Annotated in this window: 10 protein-coding genes; 3 read left to right on the forward strand and 7 right to left on the reverse strand. The window is 76.5% G+C overall.

The genetic code is table 11. The annotated features are described in order from the left end of the window. The first annotated feature begins 55 nt into the window (after positions 1 to 55). The gene (locus P3T27_RS27260) at positions 56 to 1,216 is read left to right on the forward strand and encodes a hypothetical protein (RefSeq protein WP_280683067.1); all 1,161 of its coding nucleotides are present in this window, start codon (positions 56 to 58) and stop codon (positions 1,214 to 1,216) included. Between the two features lie 281 nt (positions 1,217 to 1,497). Here P3T27_RS27260 and P3T27_RS27265 read toward each other — a convergent pair whose 3' ends face one another. Beyond that, complete coding sequence (locus tag P3T27_RS27265) at positions 1,498 to 3,441, reverse strand: chitinase (protein ID WP_280683068.1); 1,944 nt, start codon at positions 3,439 to 3,441, stop codon at positions 1,498 to 1,500. 295 nt (positions 3,442 to 3,736) lie between these two features. After that, on the reverse strand, positions 3,737 to 6,046 hold the full coding sequence (locus P3T27_RS27270; protein WP_280683070.1) for a BTAD domain-containing putative transcriptional regulator: 2,310 nt from the start codon (positions 6,044 to 6,046) through the stop codon (positions 3,737 to 3,739). 376 nt (positions 6,047 to 6,422) lie between these two features. On the opposite strand from P3T27_RS27270, the gene P3T27_RS27275 reads away from it, so the two are divergent. Beyond that, a complete protein-coding gene (locus P3T27_RS27275; RefSeq protein WP_280683072.1) occupies positions 6,423 to 9,344 on the forward strand; it encodes a BTAD domain-containing putative transcriptional regulator in 2,922 nt (973 codons plus the stop codon). On the opposite strand, the gene P3T27_RS27280 is transcribed toward P3T27_RS27275, so the two are convergent. From P3T27_RS27280 to P3T27_RS27300, 5 genes are all read right to left on the reverse strand, one after another. Then, on the reverse strand, positions 9,284 to 9,871 hold the full coding sequence (locus tag P3T27_RS27280) for a sigma-70 family RNA polymerase sigma factor (RefSeq protein WP_280683074.1): 588 nt from the start codon (positions 9,869 to 9,871) through the stop codon (positions 9,284 to 9,286). The genes P3T27_RS27275 and P3T27_RS27280 overlap by 61 nt on opposite strands. Before the next feature lie 274 nt (positions 9,872 to 10,145). Continuing rightward, on the reverse strand, positions 10,146 to 10,601 hold the full coding sequence (locus tag P3T27_RS27285; protein WP_280683076.1) for a hypothetical protein: 456 nt from the start codon (positions 10,599 to 10,601) through the stop codon (positions 10,146 to 10,148). A 170-nt stretch (positions 10,602 to 10,771) separates the two neighbouring features. Then, a complete protein-coding gene (locus P3T27_RS27290; RefSeq protein WP_280683078.1) occupies positions 10,772 to 12,025 on the reverse strand; it encodes a S8 family serine peptidase in 1,254 nt (417 codons plus the stop codon). Beyond that, positions 12,022 to 15,369: a right-handed parallel beta-helix repeat-containing protein gene (locus tag P3T27_RS27295; protein WP_280683080.1), complete on the reverse strand. Its 3,348-nt coding sequence runs from the start codon at positions 15,367 to 15,369 to the stop codon at positions 12,022 to 12,024. Before P3T27_RS27295 ends, P3T27_RS27290 begins: the two co-directional genes overlap by 4 nt. Positions 15,370 to 15,431: 62 nt before the next feature. After that, positions 15,432 to 17,162, reverse strand: coding sequence for a hypothetical protein (locus tag P3T27_RS27300; protein WP_280683082.1), 1,731 nt, complete (start codon positions 17,160 to 17,162; stop codon positions 15,432 to 15,434). A gap of 235 nt (positions 17,163 to 17,397) precedes the next feature. Here P3T27_RS27300 and P3T27_RS27305 point away from each other — a divergent pair, with 235 nt between their 5' ends. After that, on the forward strand, positions 17,398 to 19,374 hold the full coding sequence (locus tag P3T27_RS27305; RefSeq protein WP_280683084.1) for a hypothetical protein: 1,977 nt from the start codon (positions 17,398 to 17,400) through the stop codon (positions 19,372 to 19,374). The last annotated feature ends 39 nt before the right edge of the window (positions 19,375 to 19,413 follow it).

A 19,413-nucleotide genomic window follows, 5' to 3' on the forward strand; every position in this document is an offset into this window, starting at 1 on the left:
CTCGCCCGACACTCCCCCGCCGTCCCTCCCTGGCCCGGGCCTCCAACTGCCCTGGATGAGCGCCGAACCGGTCGTGCCCTCGGGTCCGAGCGCCGCCGAGCGGCTGCGGGCCGCCCTGCGGCAGGCGCGCCGGCGCGCCGCCGTACTCGGCGCGGCCGCCGCAGGCGCGGCCTCCCGACGGGTCGCCGCCCGGCCGGCGTTCCCGCGCGGCCGCGTCCGGCTCCCGGCCCTCCGCCGGCTCGGGCCGGGCCCCCGCCGGCCCTGGGACGCCCGGCGGATCACCATGGTGGCGGCGATGGGCTGTGGCGCGGTCCTGTTGCTGCTCGCGCCGTTCCTGCGGCAGGACGCCCCCTCCGGTGGCCCAGCCGCCGCGGCGGCACCCGACGACCGTTCGCCCCTGGGGACGCACGGCCGGCACCGTCCCTCCGCCACGGACTCGCCCACCGACCAGCCGTCCCCGGCGAGCCCCACGCCGTCGGAGTCCTCCAGCGCCACGGCTGCGGCCACCGGGTCGACGACGCCCTCCCCTGCGGCCGAGCACGTCACGACCACGCCCACGGCCGCCCGTTCCACCGCCGCCGCACCGGCCGCCCCGGCCCCGGCGGCGCCTGCGACCGCGCCGCCCGCCGTACCGGCCCCGCCGCCCGTCGCACCGCCCGCCGCACCGGCGCAGCCGGCGCCCGTTCCGCCGGCCGCGCAGCCCGTCTTCCAGGCGGTGGCCGGGTTCGGTTGTTCGGGCCCGGGCGGCCACTTCCAGGAGGTCGGGGCGTTCCGCCAGGGCACGGACGGCTGGGTGACCGTCAACAGCGGCGGCCTCGCCGGCGACTCCTGCGACGGGCGCTACGAGGCGGTGCCGATGTCCGGCGACAAGAACAAGGACGACAACAGCACCTACGCCCTGTGGACCTTCGACGTCGGCGCGGGCTCGGCGAGTTGCGACGTCTCGGTGTACGTGCCGTCCTCCGGCTCGGTCCAGCAGGTCGGCGGCGCACCCGCGTACTACACGGTGGCCGGGGCGTCCGGCGCCGATCTGGGCCCGTTCACCGTCGACCAGGTGGGCCACCGCGGCGGCTGGGTCGACGCCGGCACCTTCCGCCCGACGGGCGGCTCGCTGGTCGTCCGCCTCCACAACCGCGGCCAGGACTGGACCGGCTCCGGCCAGCCCACCCACGCCCACATCGCGGCCGCCCCCATCCGCCTCACCTGCAAGCCCTGACCCTCCCTCCCCCGCCCCGGCCGGCCCGTCACCTCTCCCCACGGGCCGGCCGGGGCCCTTCTCCTTGCTCGGACGGTGCCGAGCCCACCGGCTCGGACCGCAGGGACGAACGGGGCCCGGGCCTCGGCCGGGAGGTTCGGGGCCGGAGCCCTGGGATCCTTCGCGTCATGCCCGAGGGGGCCCGGTGACCGGCCCTCGGCGCACACCGACGTACGCCGCGGCCCCGCCCTGCGACGCGCAGGACGGGGCCGCGTTCCTGGTGCCCGGACGACGGCCAGGAGTTACTGCGTCTCCTCCGTACCGCGACGGCGGCGGGTGCCGACCATCCCGAAGGCGCCACCGATCAGCAGCAGCGCGCCGGCCCCGGCGACGACCACGCTGGTGGCGCCACCGCCCCCGGTGGAGGCGAGGGGCTGGCCGTGGGCCTCGCCGGGCGGCGTGGTCGCGGGCGCGGCGGCGGCCACGGGGGCGGTCGGTGTCACGGTGGGGCTCGCCGTCGGCGCCGGGGTGGCGGACGCGGTCGCCGTGGGCGTCGTGGTGGGGGTGACCACCGGGGCCGGGGCCTGCGTGGTGGGCCCCGGGGCCGGGGGGCGGGGCGGGGTGGGCTGCTCGGTGGGGCGCGTCGTGGTCGGCCGGCCGGTCGGCTGACTGCTGGGCTGACCGGTCGGCGCCGAGGTGGCCGTGGTGCTCGGGGTCGCGGCCGGGGTGGTCGGGGTGGTGGTCGGGGTGACCACCGGGTCGGCCGTCGGGGAACAGTCCGCGGTGGGGGCCTGGGTGCCGGTGGCGGGCGCGCCGGTCGTGGTCGCCGTCGGCGAGGCCGGCGGGGTCGTGGGCTTGGGGGTCTTCTTCTTCGGCTTGGCCGGCGCCGGGCTCTCGGAGGGGTCGGCGGGCTGGGCGGTGGTGACCTTCGGGTCTGGGGTGTCGTCGCCGGAGTCATCGGAGTCGTCCGTCTGCGGCGTGCCCTTCACGCGCTTGGCCTCCGTCGCCGCCAGGCGCCGGCTCTGCGAGGCGCTGGCCTGCGGGGAGTAGGGCGTGCCCGAGATCGGCGTGCGCGTCTCGGCGTCGTGCCGCGGGGTGGCCGACGGCGAGGCGGTGTCCTCGGCGTCGTCCGTGGGCTTGGTGGTCGGGCCGGTCCGGGTGGCGGTGACCTCCGGCGACGGGCTGCCGACCGGGCCGGGGCAGTGCGCGGCGCCGTCCGACGGCTTGGAGTCGACGTGGTAGCCGGCCACGATCTTGGTGAACTCGTACGGGCTCTGCTGGATCCCGCCGCACTTCGACGCGGTGTCCTTGGAGAACGTCCCGGCGCAGGAGCGGTCCCGGTTGACGGCCCAGAAGGTGAAGCGGGCGAGGTGGTGGGCGGCGGCGAAGTCCCGCATGGCCTGGAAATCGGCCGGGGAGACCACTTCGTCCGGGGAGTCGCTGTGCCCGTTGATGGAGGACAGGCCGGCGTGGCGCCAGGCGGTGTCCTGGTCGTATCCGTAGGCCTTGACGAGGGCCTGCTGGAGCCCGGAGAGGGCGGACTTGGTGGCGTCCACCATGGAGCCGCTGTGGCGGTCGAAGTCGAACGGCATGACCACCCAGCCGTCCACCTCCAGGCCCGCCTTGGCCGCCTTGGCGATGAGGTCGGTGCCGTCGGCGTCGGGACCGTTCTCCTCGGTGCTGAAGGTGACGTAGACCCGCAGGCCGGGGTTCTTCGCCTTGACCGCCTTGAGCGCGTCGACCACCCGCTGGCGGGATTCGGCGCCGGTCAGCTCGGTGCTCTCGATGTCGATGTCGATCGCCTTCAGCTGGTAGGCGTCGATCACCTTCTGGTAGGCGGCGGCGAGTTGGGTCGCGTCGGTGCACTTCTCCCCGAGCTTGGCGCCGTCCCAGCCGCCGAAGGAGGCCACGACGTCGCCGCCGGCGGCGCGGATCGCCTTGATCTTCGCCTCCTCGTCGCTGCCGGTCAGCGCGCGCTCGCCGTCCCAGGCCGGCTCGCAGCCCTGGCCGGCGAGCAGGAAGGCCAGGGTGAACTGCCGGATGCCGGTCGCCTTCATCACCTCGACCGGGTCCTGGGCGGCACCCGACTCGCCCCAGCCCAGGTACTCGTAGACGGCGTTGAGGCCGACCGGATCGGTGGCGGCGGCCGGCGCGTCGTTCTGCGCGACGATCAGGACGCCGCCGGCCGCGAGCGCGGTGGCGGCAGCGGCGATCCGCCGACGGCGGCTGAGCCGGTGTTTGGACATGGCAGAGGATCTCCTGGGCTGGGAAGTGGACGGGGTCGCCCCTGCCGCCGCGGCGCCCGGTCGCCCTGGTGCGGGCGGACTCGGGGCACCGGCCCCGGTCCCACCGGGGCCGCGGGAACGGGGCCGGTTCGAGGTGCCACCGGGTACGGCGACGGGCTCACGGCCCTCGGGCTCACCGCCGCACGGAGGGGGTCCTCAGCGAGGGACACGGAACGACACCCGTGCCCGGTTCACCGCCGACGCGACCCGCCTGGCCGGCCGTCAACTGCCGGGTGCCCGACCGGCCCCGGCCCGGTCATCCGGTCGCCGTCGACCGCAGCCCGGACGGCGCGCCGGGCCCGGTGGGCGACGGAGCGGCGGGTGGTGGGACGACGGACAGCGGAACAGCGGGCGGCGGAACAGCGGGCGGCGGAACAGCGCGGGCGTCCGCGGCGACCCTGCGGCGGGTTCCGTCCGGCCGCCCCGGTGGCAGCTCCACGGGTGCGCCGCGCACCAGTTCGTCCAGCAGCCGGTCCAGGGGGTCCGGCGCGGCGCCGTCGATCGCCGTGTCCGCCGGGAGCGCGGGTCCGGGAGCGGGCCGCTCCCCCACCCCGTGCTCCGGCACCGCACGGTCGGAAACCTCCGTACCGTCGCCCGGGCTCGCGCCCGCGGTCTCGCCGCGGACGCCTTCGAGCGTCCGGCTCAGCCGGTCCACCAGCCGGGCCCGCCCGGAGTCCGCAGCCCGCTCCGGAACGGTCGGCTCGGGCACCTGACGGACCAGCTCGCCGACGAGCCGGCGGGCCAGCTCCAGTGCCTGCGCGGCGGTCTCCAGCGCGCGGGCGGAGACGCCGTGCGCCGGGACGGGACCCGTCACGCTCTCCAGCGCGGCGCCCGCCGCCCGCACCGCGTGGTCGAGCAGCCGCCGGGTGGCGGCCACCCGTTCCGGGCACGGCAGTTCGGCGGCCAGCTCCACGGCGTAGAGGCGGGCCAGGCGGTCGACCTGGAACAGCCCGGGCAGGGCCTCCAGCACGAGGTGCGCCGCGTCCAGCTCCGCGAGCAGTTCGCGGGCCCGGGCCGGCGAGGCGCCCGTCAGTGCCGCGGCGTCCCCGCTGTCGAGGGTCTCGCCGGGGTGCAGCCCGGACAGCGCGAACAGGCGTCGCGCCTCCTCGGGCAGCACCCGGACGCTCCGGCCGAGCGCCGTCGCCATGCCGAGTGCGCCACCGGTGGCGAGTGCGGCCAGGCCGGTGCGCTGATCGGACATCTCCTCCGCGAGGTCGCTCAGCGACCAGGCGGGCCTGGAGGCGAGTCGGGCGCCGGTCACCCGGAGGGCCAGCGGCAGCCGGTCGCACAGCTCCACCAGCCGCCGGGCCGCACCCGGCTCGGCCGCTGTCCGCTCCGGTCCTGCCACCCGGGCGAGGAGTTCGACGGCTTCCGCTTCCGGCAGGCCGGCGACGGGCAGCGGGATGGCGGCCTCGCGCACCACCAGGTCGGTCAGTCGGGAGCGGCTGGTGACGACGACCACCGGCTCGGGCGCGGCGGGCAGCAGCGGTTCGACCTGCTCGGCGCTGCGCGCGCCGTCCAGGACGAGCAGCAGCCGACGGCCTTCGGTGCGGGCGCGGAAGAGTTCGACGGCCCGGGCGAGGTCGGCGGGTACCTCACCGGCCGGGACGCCGAGCCATCCGAGCACCGCGGCGAGTGCCTCCGCGGGAGTGAGCGGTTCCTCCTCGCCGAAGCCCCGCAGGTTCAGGTGGATCCGGCCGTCGGGGAAGCGGTCGGCGTGGGCGTGCGCCCAGTGCAGGACCAGGCTGCTCTTGCCGGCCCCGGCGACCCCGGTGACCAGCACCGGCCGGCCCTCGGCGCGCAGCGTCGCGTCGTCCAACAGTTGCAGTTCGGCCGCGCGGCCGACCAGGTCCACGCCCATCCGCGGCAGCGCGCCGCGGCCGGCCGGAGCGGTCGCGGCGCTCGCCTCGGCGGGGTTCAGGGCTTCGCCGGCCTCGCACAGCAGCCGCCCCGGGGTCCGGCCGTGGGCGGCGAGCCGCGCCAGGGCCCGCTCATGGGCGAGCCTGGCGTCGGCGGTCCGCCCGGCCTGGTGGAGGCCGCGGGTCAGCAGGGCCGCCGCGGACTCCCGCAGCGGGTCCGCGGTGACGGCCGTCTGCAGGTCGCCGATGGCCTCGGCGCCGCGTCCCACCGCCAGCAGTCGCTCGGCGAGTTGTTCGGCGGCCAGGCTCCGCGCGGTGTCCAGGCTCCGGCCCGTGGTCCCGGTGAGGGTCCGTGAGCCGCAGTCCGTCAGGGCCGGTCCGTCCCACAGGTCGAGGGCCTCGCGCAGCAGGGCGACGGCGTGCTCGGTGCCGGCGGCCTCCTCGGCGGCGGCCGTCAGCCGTTCGAAGCGCTTGGCGTCGACCAGGTCCGGGTCTCCGACCAGGACGTAGCCCTCGGGGCGGGTCAGCAGGGTCAGGCCGTCGCCCAGTCCGCGCCGGACGGCGGAGACGTGGCCCTGGAGGGCCGCCCGTGCGGTCGGGGGCGGGGCCCCGTCCCAGACCGTGTCGAGCAGTCGCTCGACCGGGACGGGACGGTTCAACTCGCTTGCGAGCAGGGCGAGCACCGCCCGGCGACGGGCTCCGGCCACGACGACGGGGCGCCCTTGGTCACCGCGGACTTCGACTCGGCCCAGCAGCCGGACGCGCACACTCTCTCCTGCTTGTCTGAGGACGGGACGGGACGGGCTGAGGATATGAAGGTGTTCGATCTTCGTCCAAGCCCCCGCCGGGAATGGTAAGGAAACCCAACTGGCCGGTGTCACTTGCGGGTTGGAACCGTCAGCCGCCAATTTTCTACACTCAAGCTTCGTACGGAGTTCACCATCCGGCCATCATGGACACGACGCCTCCGCCATCCCGAAGGCAGGCGGCCACCTCGAAGTGACGCGCGTAGACTCACCGGCCGTAAGGGATGATTGAATACGTGCCCGGTACCTTCGCCGGAGCCGAACCCCTGGGGAGTACATGCGCATCCGGCTGCTCGGGCCGACCGAGCTCAGGGCCGCCGATGGCCGGAGCATTCCGGTGCCGGGGGCCAAACGCCGGGGCGTACTGGCCCTGCTGGCCCTGGAGTTCGGCCGCTGCGTGCGGGTCGATCGCTTCTACGACCTGCTGTGGGACGAGGCGCCGCCGGCCCAGGCCAAGGCCGTCCTCCAAGGTCACGTCGCCGCGCTGCGCAAGCACCTGAACGGGACCGCCCTCACCCTGGCGACCCACTCCTCGGGCTACCTCCTCAACGGCGATGCCGAGTCGGTCGACGTCCACCGCTTCGGTGCGCTCACCGCCCGCGCCGGCGAGGAGCCGGACAGCGAGGCGGCCGCCGCCCTGTTCGGCGAAGCCCTCCGCCTCTGGGAGGGCGCCCCGCTCGCCGACCTGCCCGACACCGAGCAGCGCCGCGACCTGGCGGACCGGCTGGACCGCGCCCACGAGCAGGCCGTGCACGACTGGACCGAACGGCTGCTGCACATCGGTCAGGGGGGCACGGCCCTCCCGGTGCTCGAACGGCACCTGCACACCGAATGGCTCCAGGAGCCGACCGCCGCCCTGCTGGTGCGCTGCCTGCACCAGGCCGGGCGCCCGGCCGAGGCCCTGCGGCTCTACCACCGCGCGCGCAGCGGGCTCGCCGCCGAGCTCGGCGTGCGCCCGGGCCCGGCGCTGCAGGCCGCCCTGGCGGCGGTGCTCGCCGACGATCGCGCCCCGGCCGACCCCGGTGGTGCCCCGGGCCGGCCGGAACCCGTCGACGTACGGGCCCGGCCGTCGGTCCTCCCCCACCCGGCCGTCGGCGCGGCCCGGCCCGCCACCGGCTCCCTGCCCCGCCGCACGCCCGGCTTCGTCGGCCGGGCCGCCGAGTTGGGCTGGCTCGACCAGGCCTGCGGCGCCGATCGCCCCGACCACGCGCTGGCCGTCGTGGTGGGCGCGGCCGGCGCCGGCAAGACCGCGACCGTGGTGCGCTGGGCCCACACCGCCGCCGGCGGCTTCCGCGACGGCCACCTCCACCACGACCTACGGGGCTTCGACCCGGCCCGGCCCAGCGACCCGGCGGAGGTGCTGGGACGCTTCCTGCGGGCGCTCGGGCTCGCCGAGGCCGAGATCCCCGAGGACCGCGCCCGCCTCGGCGCGCTCTACCGGACGCTCACCGCCGAGCGCGAGCTGCTGGTGCTGCTCGACAACGTGCGCAGCGCCGCCGACGTCGCCGAGTTGCTGCCCGCCGGGCCGCGCAGCGCGACCGTGGTCACCAGTCGCAACACGCTGGAGGACCTGGTCGTCTCCGAGGGGGCGGCACTGCTCCGCCTGGAGGCGCTGCCCGAGGCCGACGCGCTCGGCCTGCTCGCCCAGATCCTCGGCGGGGAACGGCTCGCCGCCGAACCGGCCGCCGCCCGCCGGCTGGCCGAGCTGTGCGACCACCTCCCGCTCGCCCTGCGGATCGCCGCGGCCCGGCTCGCCGCCCAACCGGCCTGGACCGTCGGCCACCTGGTCGCCGAGGTCGAGGACGAGCGCACCCGGCTGCCCGCCCTCGACGCCCACGGTGGCGTGAGCGTGCGCTCGGCGCTCAACCTGACGCTGCGCCGCCTGCCGTCGACCGCGGTACGGCTGGTCGCCCTGCTGGCGGTGCCCCCCGGGCCGGAGGTCGACGTGCCGACCGCGGCCGCGCTGCTCGAAGCACCACCGGGCGAGGCCCGGCGGGCACTCGGTGCGCTGACGGCCCACCACCTGCTGACCGAGACGACCCCGGGCCGCTACGGCCGCCACGACCTGATCCGGCTCTACGGCCGGGAGTTGCTCGACGCCGATCCGCCCGCGCGGCGGCACCTGGCACTGGTCCGGCTGCTCGACTACTACCTCGCCGCCGCCATGGCGGGCGCCGGCCTGCTCCAGCCGCACCTCACCGAGTTCGAGCGGCCGGTGGAGTTCCCGCCGCCCGTGCTGCCCGACCTGCCGGACGTGCGCTCCGCGCTGGAGTGGTTCCGCGCCGAGGAGCCCGCCGTCCGTGCCCTGGTGGCCGCCGGCACCGAGGCCGGCGAGCACGACCGGTCCTGGCAGCTGGCCTTCCTGGCCAACTGCCTCTACTTCGGGGCCGGGCGGCTCACCGACCGGCTCGACTGCCTCCGGTACGGCCTCTCCGCGGCCACCCGGACCGGGGATCCGGTGGCGACGGCCCTGCTGGAGGCCGCCACCGCGCGGGCGCTCAGCGGCAAGCGGCGCCCGGCGGAGGCGCTGGTCCTCGCCCGCCGGGCCGACGACCGCACGCGCGACCACGACGGCCCCGCGCAGATCTACACCATGGCCGTGCTGGCGGTGGCGCTCGCCGACCACGGCGACCTGGCCGAGGCCCGACGGCTCTCCGACGCGACCGTGCGCCGGCTGGACGAGCTCGGCCTGCACCAGGCCGGCGCGACGGTGCTGAGCAACGCGGCGACCCTGGCGAACCTGAGCGGCGACGGGCCGACGGCACTGCGCCATGCCCGCGAGGCCCGCCGGCTGCTGGCCCCGCACCCCCACGCCACCTTCCACCTCCTCGCCCTGGCCGACGAGGCCCACGCACGGCAACTCCTCGGCCAGGTCGAGGAGTCGGAGCGCACCTGGGAGGAGACGGTGGCACGCTGCCGGGCCAGCGCGGCGCGCCACCTCGAAGCGGCCGTCCAGCAGCGCTACGCCGACTTCCTGCTGGGCACCGACCGGCCGACCGCGGCCTCGGCGCGGCTGCGCACGGCGCTCCGGCTCCACGAGGAGCTCGGCGACACCGGCAGCGTCGCCGAGCTCGGAGCACGGATCGCCACGATCGACGGGGAGCTCGCGGTTCAGACCGCTCGGAGCACGCAGGGCGCTCAGACCGCGACCGGTATCCCCCGGGCCGCCAGGATCGGGCGCAGCGCCCGCACCGCATAGAAGTTGCGGGACTTCACCGTCCCCACCGGTACGCCGAGCGTCGACGCGGCCTCCGCCGTCGAGCGGCCCTTCAGGTGCAGTTCCACCAGCACGTCGCGGTGGTGCGGCTGGAGTTCCGCCATGGCCGTCGCCAGGTCGCGGGCGGTGAGCACCTCGTCGTAGGGGTCGTAGGTCCCGGCGTAGTACTCGTGCGCGTCGTCGGCGACCTCCCGGGCCCGGGAGGAGGCGGTCCGGAAGTGGTCGATGGCTATCCGGCGGGCCACCGTGAACAGCCAGGGGCGGCTCTCCTCGATGCCGCGCTCGATGGCGGCCGGGTTCTGCCAGGCCCGCAGGAAGGTCTCCTGCAGGATGTCCTCGGCCTTGCCCCGGTCACCGCTGGTGACCCGGAGCATGGCGCGCAACAGGCCCGGACCGTGCACGCGGTACAGCTCCGCCAGGGTGTCCTGGTCCAGGGTCGCGCGGCCCCGGGCGGAGTGTTCGGCGCGCTGCTGGGCGCCATCGGGTGAAGCGGCGGCTTCCTCGGCCACGGCTCTGTCCTTCGCTCTGGTACAACGGCATCGGCGGGCAGCCGCGGGGGGTCTTCGTGGTGAGCCCCGGTGCCTCGCCCTGACGGAAAGACCGTCCCAGCCGCCGCCAATGTCCGCCCAACGGTCCGGTCGGCCTCCGCGTTGGCCGCCGTTGGAGCGCGTTGGGGCCCGTTGGGGTCCGCGGGGGCGCCCCGCCGGACGGCCCCGGACCACCCGCCGGACAGGCCGGTGCGGTGCCACCGGCGGGCCGCTCAGAGCCGGGCCGGACGAGCCCTCAGCGCCGGGCCACGAGCGCGGCGGTGAGCCGCTGGACGCCGTCCTCTCCGAAGCGCCGCACGAGGAGGGCGATCCATGCGGCCAGGTCGGCGCGTTCGCGCTCGGTCCAGCTCGGGGCCGAGGGGTGCTCGTCGACCACCAGGACCCGGGCCAGCCGCAGCCGGTCGGGGCCGGGCGCCGGCCAGGCACGCCCTGCCAGCCCCTGGAGGGCCATCCTCCGGGCCGTGCTGACGACCTCCCGGGCGGCGGCCGGGGGCACGCTCCAACCGGCCGGGAGCGCCTTGGCGGGCCTCGCCGGGCCGGTGGACGGGGTGGCCGGCGGTTCGGCGTCACCGGTCAGCCAGTCGGCGATCAGCCGACGCGCCGTCGCCTCGTCTCCCGGCCCGTTCCCGTCCCGAGCGTCCGTCAAGACCGCCGGTCTGTCGCCGTCGCGGTACACCTCCGTGGTCGCCATCGGAGTCCACCTCACCCATCTGCCCAGCCCTGGACGCGGGCCGCTCGCCTGTTGTGCCTCGGCACCGTTATGTAGTTGAACGGAAAACGTGGTGGGTTGTGTTCACCGTGGCGTCGGTGCATCGGTCGTCGGTACGGCGCGGTGCGCGCGGCCTGCCCCGCGTCGGGCCGTCAGTCGGCGGCGCGTCCCGCCCGGCGGCGGCCGAGCCGTGCGGTCAGGCCGCCGAAGCCCACCAGCAGGATCACGCCGGCGCTGCCGCCCGCCACCGCGAGGGCCCGCCAGGCCTTCGAGCGGTCCGGCCCCGGGTCGACCCGGACCGGGGCGCCGGGGGCCGCCGCCGGGGCCGCGGCGGGCCAGGAGGCGGTGACGGCGGCGACCGGGTCGAGGACGCCGAACCCCACCGCGGCGTCCGGCAGCCGGGTGCCGGGGTGGTACGCGGTCGTCTCCAGGCGCCGGGTCAGCTGCTCCGGTGTCAGCTCGGGCCGCAGCGCGAGCACCAGGGCCGCCGCACCGGCCGCGTAGGCCGTCGCGCAGCCCGGTCCGGAGGCGGTGAACAGGCCGCCGCCGGGCCCGGTGCCGGTCACGCCCTCGCCGGGGGCGGCCAGGTCCACCCGTCCTTCGAGGCCGGCTCCGGCCGGACCGTTCGGCCCGGTGGAGGCCACCGCGAGCACTCCCGGATAGGAGGCGGGGAACACCGGCGAGCTGCTGCTGCGGCCGTCCGGGGCCGCCGGGGCGAGGATCAGGGCGCCGTGCGCCGCCGCGTACTTCACCGCGTCACTGAGGGCGTCGCTCGGCCCGGGGACGGGCACCACGACCGCGATCACCCGGGCGCCCCTGTCGACGGCCGCGCGGATCCCGCTGCCCAGCAGGTCGGGGGTGGTGGCCCCGGCGTCGTCGGTGACCGCGACCGCCAGGACGCGGGCCTCGGGGGCGAGGCCGGCGGGGCCGCCGTCGCCGGTGCGGCGGCCGGCCACCAGGGCGGCCGTGAAGGTGCCGTACCCGACGCAGTCCCGGCCCGCGTCGCCCGTGCCGTAGACCCGCGGCCCGAGTTGCAGCCGCCCCGCCAGGGATGGCAGCGCCGCGTCCACCCCGGAGCCGACCACCGCGACCGAGACGCCGGCGCCCCGGCTCAGCGGCCAGGCGTCCTCGGGGCGCAGCGCGGCCTGGGCCCAACCCGCCGTGTCGGCCGGGCGCTCGGAAGGCTTCAGGCAGCCGTTCTTCTGCACGTCCTGCCGGGTCTGCGCGAGCGACGGCGGGGGCTCCGCAGTGGCCGAGGCGGCCGGCGCCGACGGCACCGCTGCGGCGGCCGGGGCGGCCGGGACCACCGGAGCTGCCGGGGCGGCCGGAGCAACCGGAGCAGCGACGGCCGCTGGGGCCAGCAGCGCGCCGGCGAGCGCGACGCCCACCCAACGCCCCCCGGTCATACCGGGCTGCCCGACCGCTGCGGGGTGATGTCCTGCGGCAGCAGCAGGCTGAGCTCGGCCAGGTCGGAGACGTCGAGTCGGCTCAGGCGGCCCGCCTGACGGGTGATCATGCCCTCCAGGGTCTGCCGGGCGGTGCGGCCGTTGCCGAAGGTGCGGTCGCGGGGCATCGTGGCGAAGGCCCCGCCGAGCGCCTCGACGGTCTCCGGGGTCAGGACGTAGCCGGCCTTCTCGGCGTGCAGGCCGACGATGGTGACCAGTTCCTCGTCCGTGTAGTGCCCGAACTCGATCTGCCGGGAGAAGCGCGAGGCCAGGCCCGGGTTGGAGGCGAGGAAGCCGCGCATCTCGTCCTCGTAGCCGGCCACGATCACCACGACCTCGTCGCGGTGGTCCTCCATCAGCTTCATCAGGGTGTCGACGGCCTCCTGGCCGAAGTCGTTGCCGGCCCCGCCGCGCGGCGTGAGGGTGTAGGCCTCGTCGATGAAGAGCACCCCGCCCCGGGCCCGGTCGAAGGCCTCCTTGGTGAGCTGCGCGGTGTGGCCGACGTAGCGGCCGACCAGGTCGGCCCGGGCGGTCTCGACCAGCTGCCCGCCGGGCAGCACGCCCAGCTCGGCCAGCAGCCGCCCGTACAGCCGGGCGACGGTGGTCTTGCCGGTGCCGGGCGGACCGGCGAAGACCAGGTGGTGGCTGATGGCGGCGGTCGGCAGCCCGGCCTCCTCGCGGCGGCGCACCTGGCGGATCAGGTTGACCAGGTCCTCGACCTGCTCCTTGGCGGCCGGCAGGCCGACCATCGCGCGCAGTTCCTCCAGGATGGCGGTGCTGTCCGTGGCCTGGCGCGGCCCGGCGGCCTCCTGCCCGGTGTCCTCGGCGACCAGCACCGCGAGGTCGGCGTCGGTGATCTCCGGCAGCCGGGCCAGTCTGGTGGCCTGACGGTCCACCATCTCCTCGAAGACCTTGCGGGCGGCGCGGCCGTTGCCGAAGTCGGCACCCTTGGGCATCCGGTCGAACAGCGCGGTCAGCGCCTCCGGGGTGCCGTCGGCGAGCTCGTAGCCGTGGCCGACGGCCGCCCGCTCGACGATGGTGACCAGCTCGTCCACCGCGTAGTTGGCGAACTCCACCGTCCGGCTGAACCGCGAGGCCAGGCCGGGGTTGCTGGCCAGGAAGTCGGTCATCTCGCCGGAGTAGCCGGCCACGATCACCACGATGTCGTCGCGGTGGTCCTCCATCAGCTTGACCAGGGTGTCGATCGCCTCCCGGCCGAAGTCCGGGCCGTTGCCCCCGGAGCCGGCGGACAGGGTGTAGGCCTCGTCGATGAAGAGCACCCCGCCGAGCGCCGACTGGAACACCTCGGTGGTCTTGATGGCGGTGCCGCCGATGATCGAGGCGACCAGGTCGGCCCGGGCCACCTCGGTCAGGTGGCCGCTGCGCAGCACACCCAGCTCGGCCAGGATGCTGCCGTAGAGCCGGGCGACGGTGGTCTTGCCGGTGCCGGGCGGACCGGCGAAGATCAGGTGCCGGCTCATCGGCAGGGCGGGCATGCCGGCCAGTTCGCGGCGCCGGGCCAGCTTGTTGAGGTTGACCAGGGTGGCGACCTGCTCCTTGACGGCGGCAAGGCCGACCAGCAATTCCAGCACCTCCAGCGGCCCCTGCGCCGCGGACTCGACCGGCGCGGCGGGGTCGGCGGCCTCGCCCGGCTGCGGTGCGACGGCCCCCGCCGCCCGGGGTGCGGCGTCGGCGCTCGCCGAGCCGTGCGCGTCGGGGTTGCGATTCTCCCGGCTCTGCAGGTTCTCCACCGAGAGCCGGGTACTGGGGACGGTCTGGCGCAGGCCGGAGCCCTGGTTTCCGGTGACGGTGCACCCGGTGACCCGGACCGCCTCGGACGAGTCGACACGGATCCCGTCACCGGTGTTGTCCAGCGCCTCCAGCCGGGTCAGGGCGGCGCGTGCGCCGGCCCCGATCCGGGCCCCGTGCCGGCGGTTGCCGCGCGTCCGCACACCGGTGCAGGTCAGGTCGCCGCCGTCGTCGACGGCCAGGCCGTCCGAGGCCGAGTCGACCACCTCGCAGTCCCGCAGCACGGCCACCCCGCTCTGACCGACGTGGACGCCCGGGCCCCGGGCGTCCCGCACGGTGGTGCCCCCGACGAAGGTGTTGGCGCCGTCCGCGATCAGGACGCCGGCCAGGCCCGCGGCCAGGACCTCGGAGTTCTCCAGCCGCCCGCGGCCGTCCCGGACGGCCTCCACGCCGTTGCCCCGCGCGTCGGTGACGGTGGCCCGGCGCAGCAGCGGGTTGGCGCCCTCGCTGATCCGCACCCCGGCGCCGCCGACGTCGCGGACCTCCAGCCGGTCCAGCTCGGCGGTGGTCTCCCCGGTGAGCTCGACCCCGGTGTCACCGCAGTCGCGTACGACCAGCCTGGTCATGACCGGACCGGCGAAGTCGGCCACGTGCACGCCGACCGTCTCCGCGCCGCTGACCTCGCACTCCTCGAAGGTGCCGCGTGAGCGTGCGATGACGTGGATGCCGTGGCCGCGGGTGCGCACGGTACGGCAGCGGCGCAGCAGCGGGTCGGTGCCGCCGCCCAGCACGATGCCGTGGCCGGCGGTGGCGGTGAACGTGCAGTCCTCCAGCAGCACCCGGGAGGCGGAGCTGACGTAGACCCCGACGGGCGCGTCACGGACGGTGGTGCGCAGCACCCGGGTGGTGCTGTGTTCCTCCAGGGCGATCGCGGGCTTGTCGGTGGTGGAGATCTCACAGCCCTCGATGGTGCCCCGGGCCTCGCCGTTGGCGCACACCCCGTTGCCCCGGGCGTCGCGCATGACGCAGTTGCGGACGACGGGGTTGGCGCTCTCGCCGATCACCAGCGCGGAGGTGCCGAGGTGCTCGATGACGCAGTCCTCGATGACGCTGGCCCCGGTGGACGTCTCCACGATGCCCGCGCCCGCGGAGTTGACGACGCGGCAGCCGCGCATCGCCAGCGCCCCCTGCTGCCGGGTCAGCACGGCCGTCCAGGAGTTGCCGACCACCTCGCAGTCCTGGAGGGCGGCCTGGCCGCGGGGGACGTCCACGGCGGGCAGTTCGTCGTCCTGGCCGTGCAGGACCAGGCCGGTGAGCTGGACGGCCTCGGCGACCACCTGGACCACGCAGCCGCGCCGCGGGGTGATCTGTACGGTGCCACGGGCGTCCTCGGCGGCGATGGTCACCATCTTGGTGATCACCAGGTTCTCCTCGTACCGCCCGGGGCGGACGGAGATCACCGCCCCGCTGCGGGCCGCCTCCAGGGCCTCGCCGATGGTGCGGTAGGTGCCGCCGGCCTTCTCTTCCTGGCACACCGTCAGCACGTGGCGCGACATGGCTCGTGTTCCCTTCGTTCTGCTTGCGTGTCACTCGGTCCCGGTCCGCCGCGGGGGGCGGGTCATCCGGTGCAGTCGGCCTTCACGGTCGAGGCGGCCAGGTGGGCACCGGCGGTGCCGCCCCAGTCGATGCCGCGGGTGTGGAGCACGACCGCGATCCGGCTGCCGCTCACGGGGTAGGTGCCGGCGCTCACCCACTGCCCGAGGTTCTGCGGCTGGTTGATCGAGAACGAGCCGAGGGTGCCACCGCCGTCGTTCTGCACGGTGTAGTAGGCGGGGGCGCCGCCGACCGCCTTGAGGTCGCCGTTGTTCGGGATGTAGACGGACAGCCGGCAGCTGCCCGAGGAGACCTGGCCGGTGGTGAAGGTCCACACCACCGAGTTCTCGTCGTCCTTGCTCCGGTCCCCGGACATCGGCACCGAGGTGAACCGGCCGCCGCAGCCCCCGCCGCCGTCGGAGCGGGTGACCCAGTCCTTCGAACCGGAGGACCGGCCCTTCTCGGAGTAGCCGGTGCCGGCCGCGTCACAGCCCGGTCCGGCGTACCCGGCGTAGGAGGGCTTGGCCGGCGGCGGGACCACCGCGGGCGGCTGAGGAGCCGGTGGCTGGGGAGCCGGCGGCTGGTCCGGGGCGGGCGCGGCGGGCGGGGCGGCGGGGGCGGCGGGCTGGGCTGCGGGGGCGGGGGCGGCGGGCTGGGCCGGGGCCTGCGGCGCGCGGCCGGCTGCGGAGCGGGCTGCCGTCCCCGCCCCGGCGGGGACGACGGGCGCCGGGCCGGCGGGCCGGCTGAGCGGCGCCCCGCCGACCGGGGCGGGGGCGGCGGGCTGCTGGCCCGGCGTGCCGGGGGCCGCAGCCTGGTCGGTCGGGGTCCCGGTGGCGGCCGGGTCGGTCGGAGTCCCGGTGGGGGCGGCGGTCGGGGCGGCATCGGCCGACGGAGTCCCGGCGGGGGTTTCGGCGGGCGTACCGGACACCTCGGGCTCCGGAGCCGGCGCGTCGGCGCGACTCATCCCGGTGGCGCCGGTCGCCTCGACCGGATCGGCCCCGCCCTCGCCCCGGCCGAGGACCAGTGGCAGGCCCATCAGCACCACGCCCACGGCGGCGGCCGCGACCGCCGGACGGGGCAGGCGGCGCAGTCGGCCGCTCCGCTCCTCCGCGGCGGGCTCGGCGGCACCGGGCCCGTCCGCGTCGGGACCGTCGGCCGCGGGACCGGGGGCGGCGGCACCGATGGGGGTGACCGAGGCGAGGGAGCGCGCCGCGCGGCCGGGAGCCCGGACGAAGGCCTGCCGCAGCGCGTTCAGCCGGGCGGCACCGAGGGCACCGGTCCGACCGGCCGCGGGCTCGGCCTCAGGGGTGCCGGGCTCGGAGGCCGACCCGGCACCGGCCGACCCGGCACCGGGCGGCACCGCACCGGGCTGCGCGGTGATCGGCTGCACGGCACCGGCACCGGTGCCAGCCGCCGCCGGGTTGCCGGGCGCAGCGGCCGGCGCCGGGCCGAGCCCGGTCGCGCCGAACCCGGCCGTCCCTCCGGCCGCGGCGGGCTCGGACGCGGCGGGCTCGGGCTTCGCCCGCTGAGCCCTCGCGGCCTCGGCGGCGACGGGCTGGGCGACGACGGGCTCCGCCACGGCGCCGACCGGAGCGGACGGGAACCGGGTACGCCGCGCGGGCGCCACCGGGCCCGGCTCGGGACCGACGGCGGCCTCCGCCGCGCCGGCCTCGTCCCCCTCCTCCATCAACCAGGCGACCGCCGGCAGCTGATACCCGGTCGATTCGCCGCCGTTCACGTTCTGGCCCGTGCCCACCACAGCTCCTGGGTCCCTTGATTGTCCGCTTCCACGGGCGCCCGACGGCATACCGCCGGATCCGCCCGCACCCTGTACGGACGGGCACCGGCGCAGGGTTCACCGTTCCGGCCGAAATCCTCGGACGGGTGCGCCCCGGCCACCGCGCCGTGCTGCACCGTCGACGATGAACCACCGGAGCGGATCGGGGCGTACTCACTGTCGAGCCTTTTCAGGTCCCGACCGAGGAGAGTCCATGTCCCACCCCCGCGCCGGTCGGCGCAGCGCCCTGCGAGCCGCCGTCGCCGTGTCGGCACTGGCCGGACTCGGCGCCGTCTGGGCAGCGCCGACGGCCCTCGCCGCCGACCCGCAGTCGAACCCCGGCAAGACCGCCCCCGACGCGACGGACTGGCTGAAGTTCGCCAACGGGCGCCTGGTGTACGGCCAGGACGCCCAGGGCAACCGGATCCCCGACTTCAGCTACGCCGGCTACCGCAACGGCGCCCAGCCGCTGCCGACCGCCAAGGTCGCCGTCACCCTGGACCCGGCCGCGAACGGCGATGACAGCGACCGCGTCCAGCAGGCGCTCGACAAGGTCGCCGCCCTGCCGCAGGGGTCGGACGGCCTGCGCGGGGCCGTGCTGCTGACCGCCGGCACGTACCGGCTCGGCAAGCCGCTGCGGATCAAGGCCTCCGGGGTGGTGCTGCGGGGCGCGGGCAGCGGCGCCAACGGCACCAGGCTGGTGGCGTCGGGCGAGCCCCGCCCGCTGGTCGAGATCGCCGGCGAGGGCGGGCCGCAGAAGAGCGGTGCCGAGCACGCCGTCACCGACGCCTACGTCCCGGTGGGCGCGACCACGCTGACCCTCGACTCGGCCGCCGGGCTGAAGGTCGGCCAGAACGTCGTCGTCCAGCGGCCCCAGGAGGACGCCTGGATCAAGGCCATCGGCATGGACCACATCCCCGACCGCGACAGCGGCACGGCCTCGAAGCCCTGGACCCCCAACGACGGCCTGCAGTTCCAGCGCACCGTCACGGCGATCGACGGCAACAAGGTCACCCTGGACATCCCGCTGACCAACGCCCTGGAGAAGGAGTACACCCACGCCAAGGTGTGGGCGTACGACTTCCCGGGCCGGATCAGCCAGGTCGGCGTCGAGGGCTTCAGCGCCGACGGCTCGGCCTTCACCTCGGCCGCCGGGTACGAGGAGCACGGCTACTTCGCCAGCCGCTTCGTGGACTTCGCCGCCGTCCAGGACGCCTGGGCCCGCGACATCGCCGCCGACCGGTTCGGCGCGGGCGTCGGCTCGATCGGCGGCACCGCCTCCCGGGTCACCGTCACCGGCACCTCCGCCACCGGCATGGAGAAGGCCATCCCGCAGCGTGCGCCGTTCGCCCAGCCCGGCGCGTACAGCATCGACGGTCAGCAGAGCCTGGTCGTCAACTGCAAGGTGTCCGGCAGCAACGTGCACGCCTGGCTGACCGGACCGCGGGTGCCCGGGCCGAACGTCTTCTCGCACTGCACGTCGGACAACGTCGGCGGCTTCCGGCTGGACGCCGGCCCGCACCAGCGGTGGGCCACCGGCACCCTGTACGACGACATCACCATGCTCCACTCGCGGGGCCCCAACGACGACCTCGCGCTGACCAACCGCTCGAACGCCGGCTCCGGGCAGGGCTGGGCCGGCGCCAACCAGGTCATGTGGAACGCCAACGTCGGCTACTACGGCGTGGAGAATCCGCCCACCGCGCACAACTGGGCGTTCGGCACCGTCGGCAAGCCCGTCGAGGGCAAGCAGAGCGGCGTGCAGGTCTCGACCGGCACCCCGGTGCAGCCCGAGAGCCTGTACGCCCAGCAGCTCGCCGAGCGCGGCGGCGCCGCCCCGGCCCCCAGGCCGACGACCACCCCGACCACCCCGACCACCGCGCCGGCCACGACTCCGGCGACGACCCCGGCCGGCAGCCCGACGGCCAAGCCGACCGCGAGCGCCTCGGCGCCCACGACCGCGCCCACCACCGCCCCGGGCACCGGGTCGGCCACGGCCACGCCGTCCGCGACCCACCGCAGCGCGGCCGCCGTCGCGGCCACCGGGACGGAGCCGCCCGGTACCAGCCTGGCCTCGACCGGCGCCGGCGACCTTTCCACCGCGCTGACGGTGGCCGGCGGCACGATGGTCGTCGGCGGTCTGGCCCTCGGGCTGGCCCGCGAGCGCCGCCGCGGCCGGCACGCGGGCTGACGCCCACCCGGGCCCGACGACGGCCCCGGCCGGTGGAGC

Source organism: Kitasatospora sp. MAA19, assembly GCF_029894125.1.
GTDB lineage: Bacteria > Actinomycetota > Actinomycetes > Streptomycetales > Streptomycetaceae > Kitasatospora.

What these genes read in the sequence shown, in the direction of transcription:
- P3T27_RS27260 (WP_280683067.1), top strand. Translation starts at nt 56, where the DNA reads ATGAGCGCCGAACCGGTCGTGCCCTCGGGTCCGAGCGCCGCCGAGCGG.
- P3T27_RS27265 (WP_280683068.1), bottom strand. Translation starts at nt 3,441, where the DNA reads ATGTCCAAACACCGGCTCAGCCGCCGTCGGCGGATCGCCGCTGCCGCC.
- P3T27_RS27275 (WP_280683072.1), top strand. Translation starts at nt 6,423, where the DNA reads ATGCGCATCCGGCTGCTCGGGCCGACCGAGCTCAGGGCCGCCGATGGC.
- P3T27_RS27285 (WP_280683076.1), bottom strand. Translation starts at nt 10,601, where the DNA reads ATGGCGACCACGGAGGTGTACCGCGACGGCGACAGACCGGCGGTCTTG.
- P3T27_RS27290 (WP_280683078.1), bottom strand. Translation starts at nt 12,025, where the DNA reads ATGACCGGGGGGCGTTGGGTGGGCGTCGCGCTCGCCGGCGCGCTGCTG.
- P3T27_RS27295 (WP_280683080.1), bottom strand. Translation starts at nt 15,369, where the DNA reads ATGTCGCGCCACGTGCTGACGGTGTGCCAGGAAGAGAAGGCCGGCGGC.
- P3T27_RS27305 (WP_280683084.1), top strand. Translation starts at nt 17,398, where the DNA reads ATGTCCCACCCCCGCGCCGGTCGGCGCAGCGCCCTGCGAGCCGCCGTC.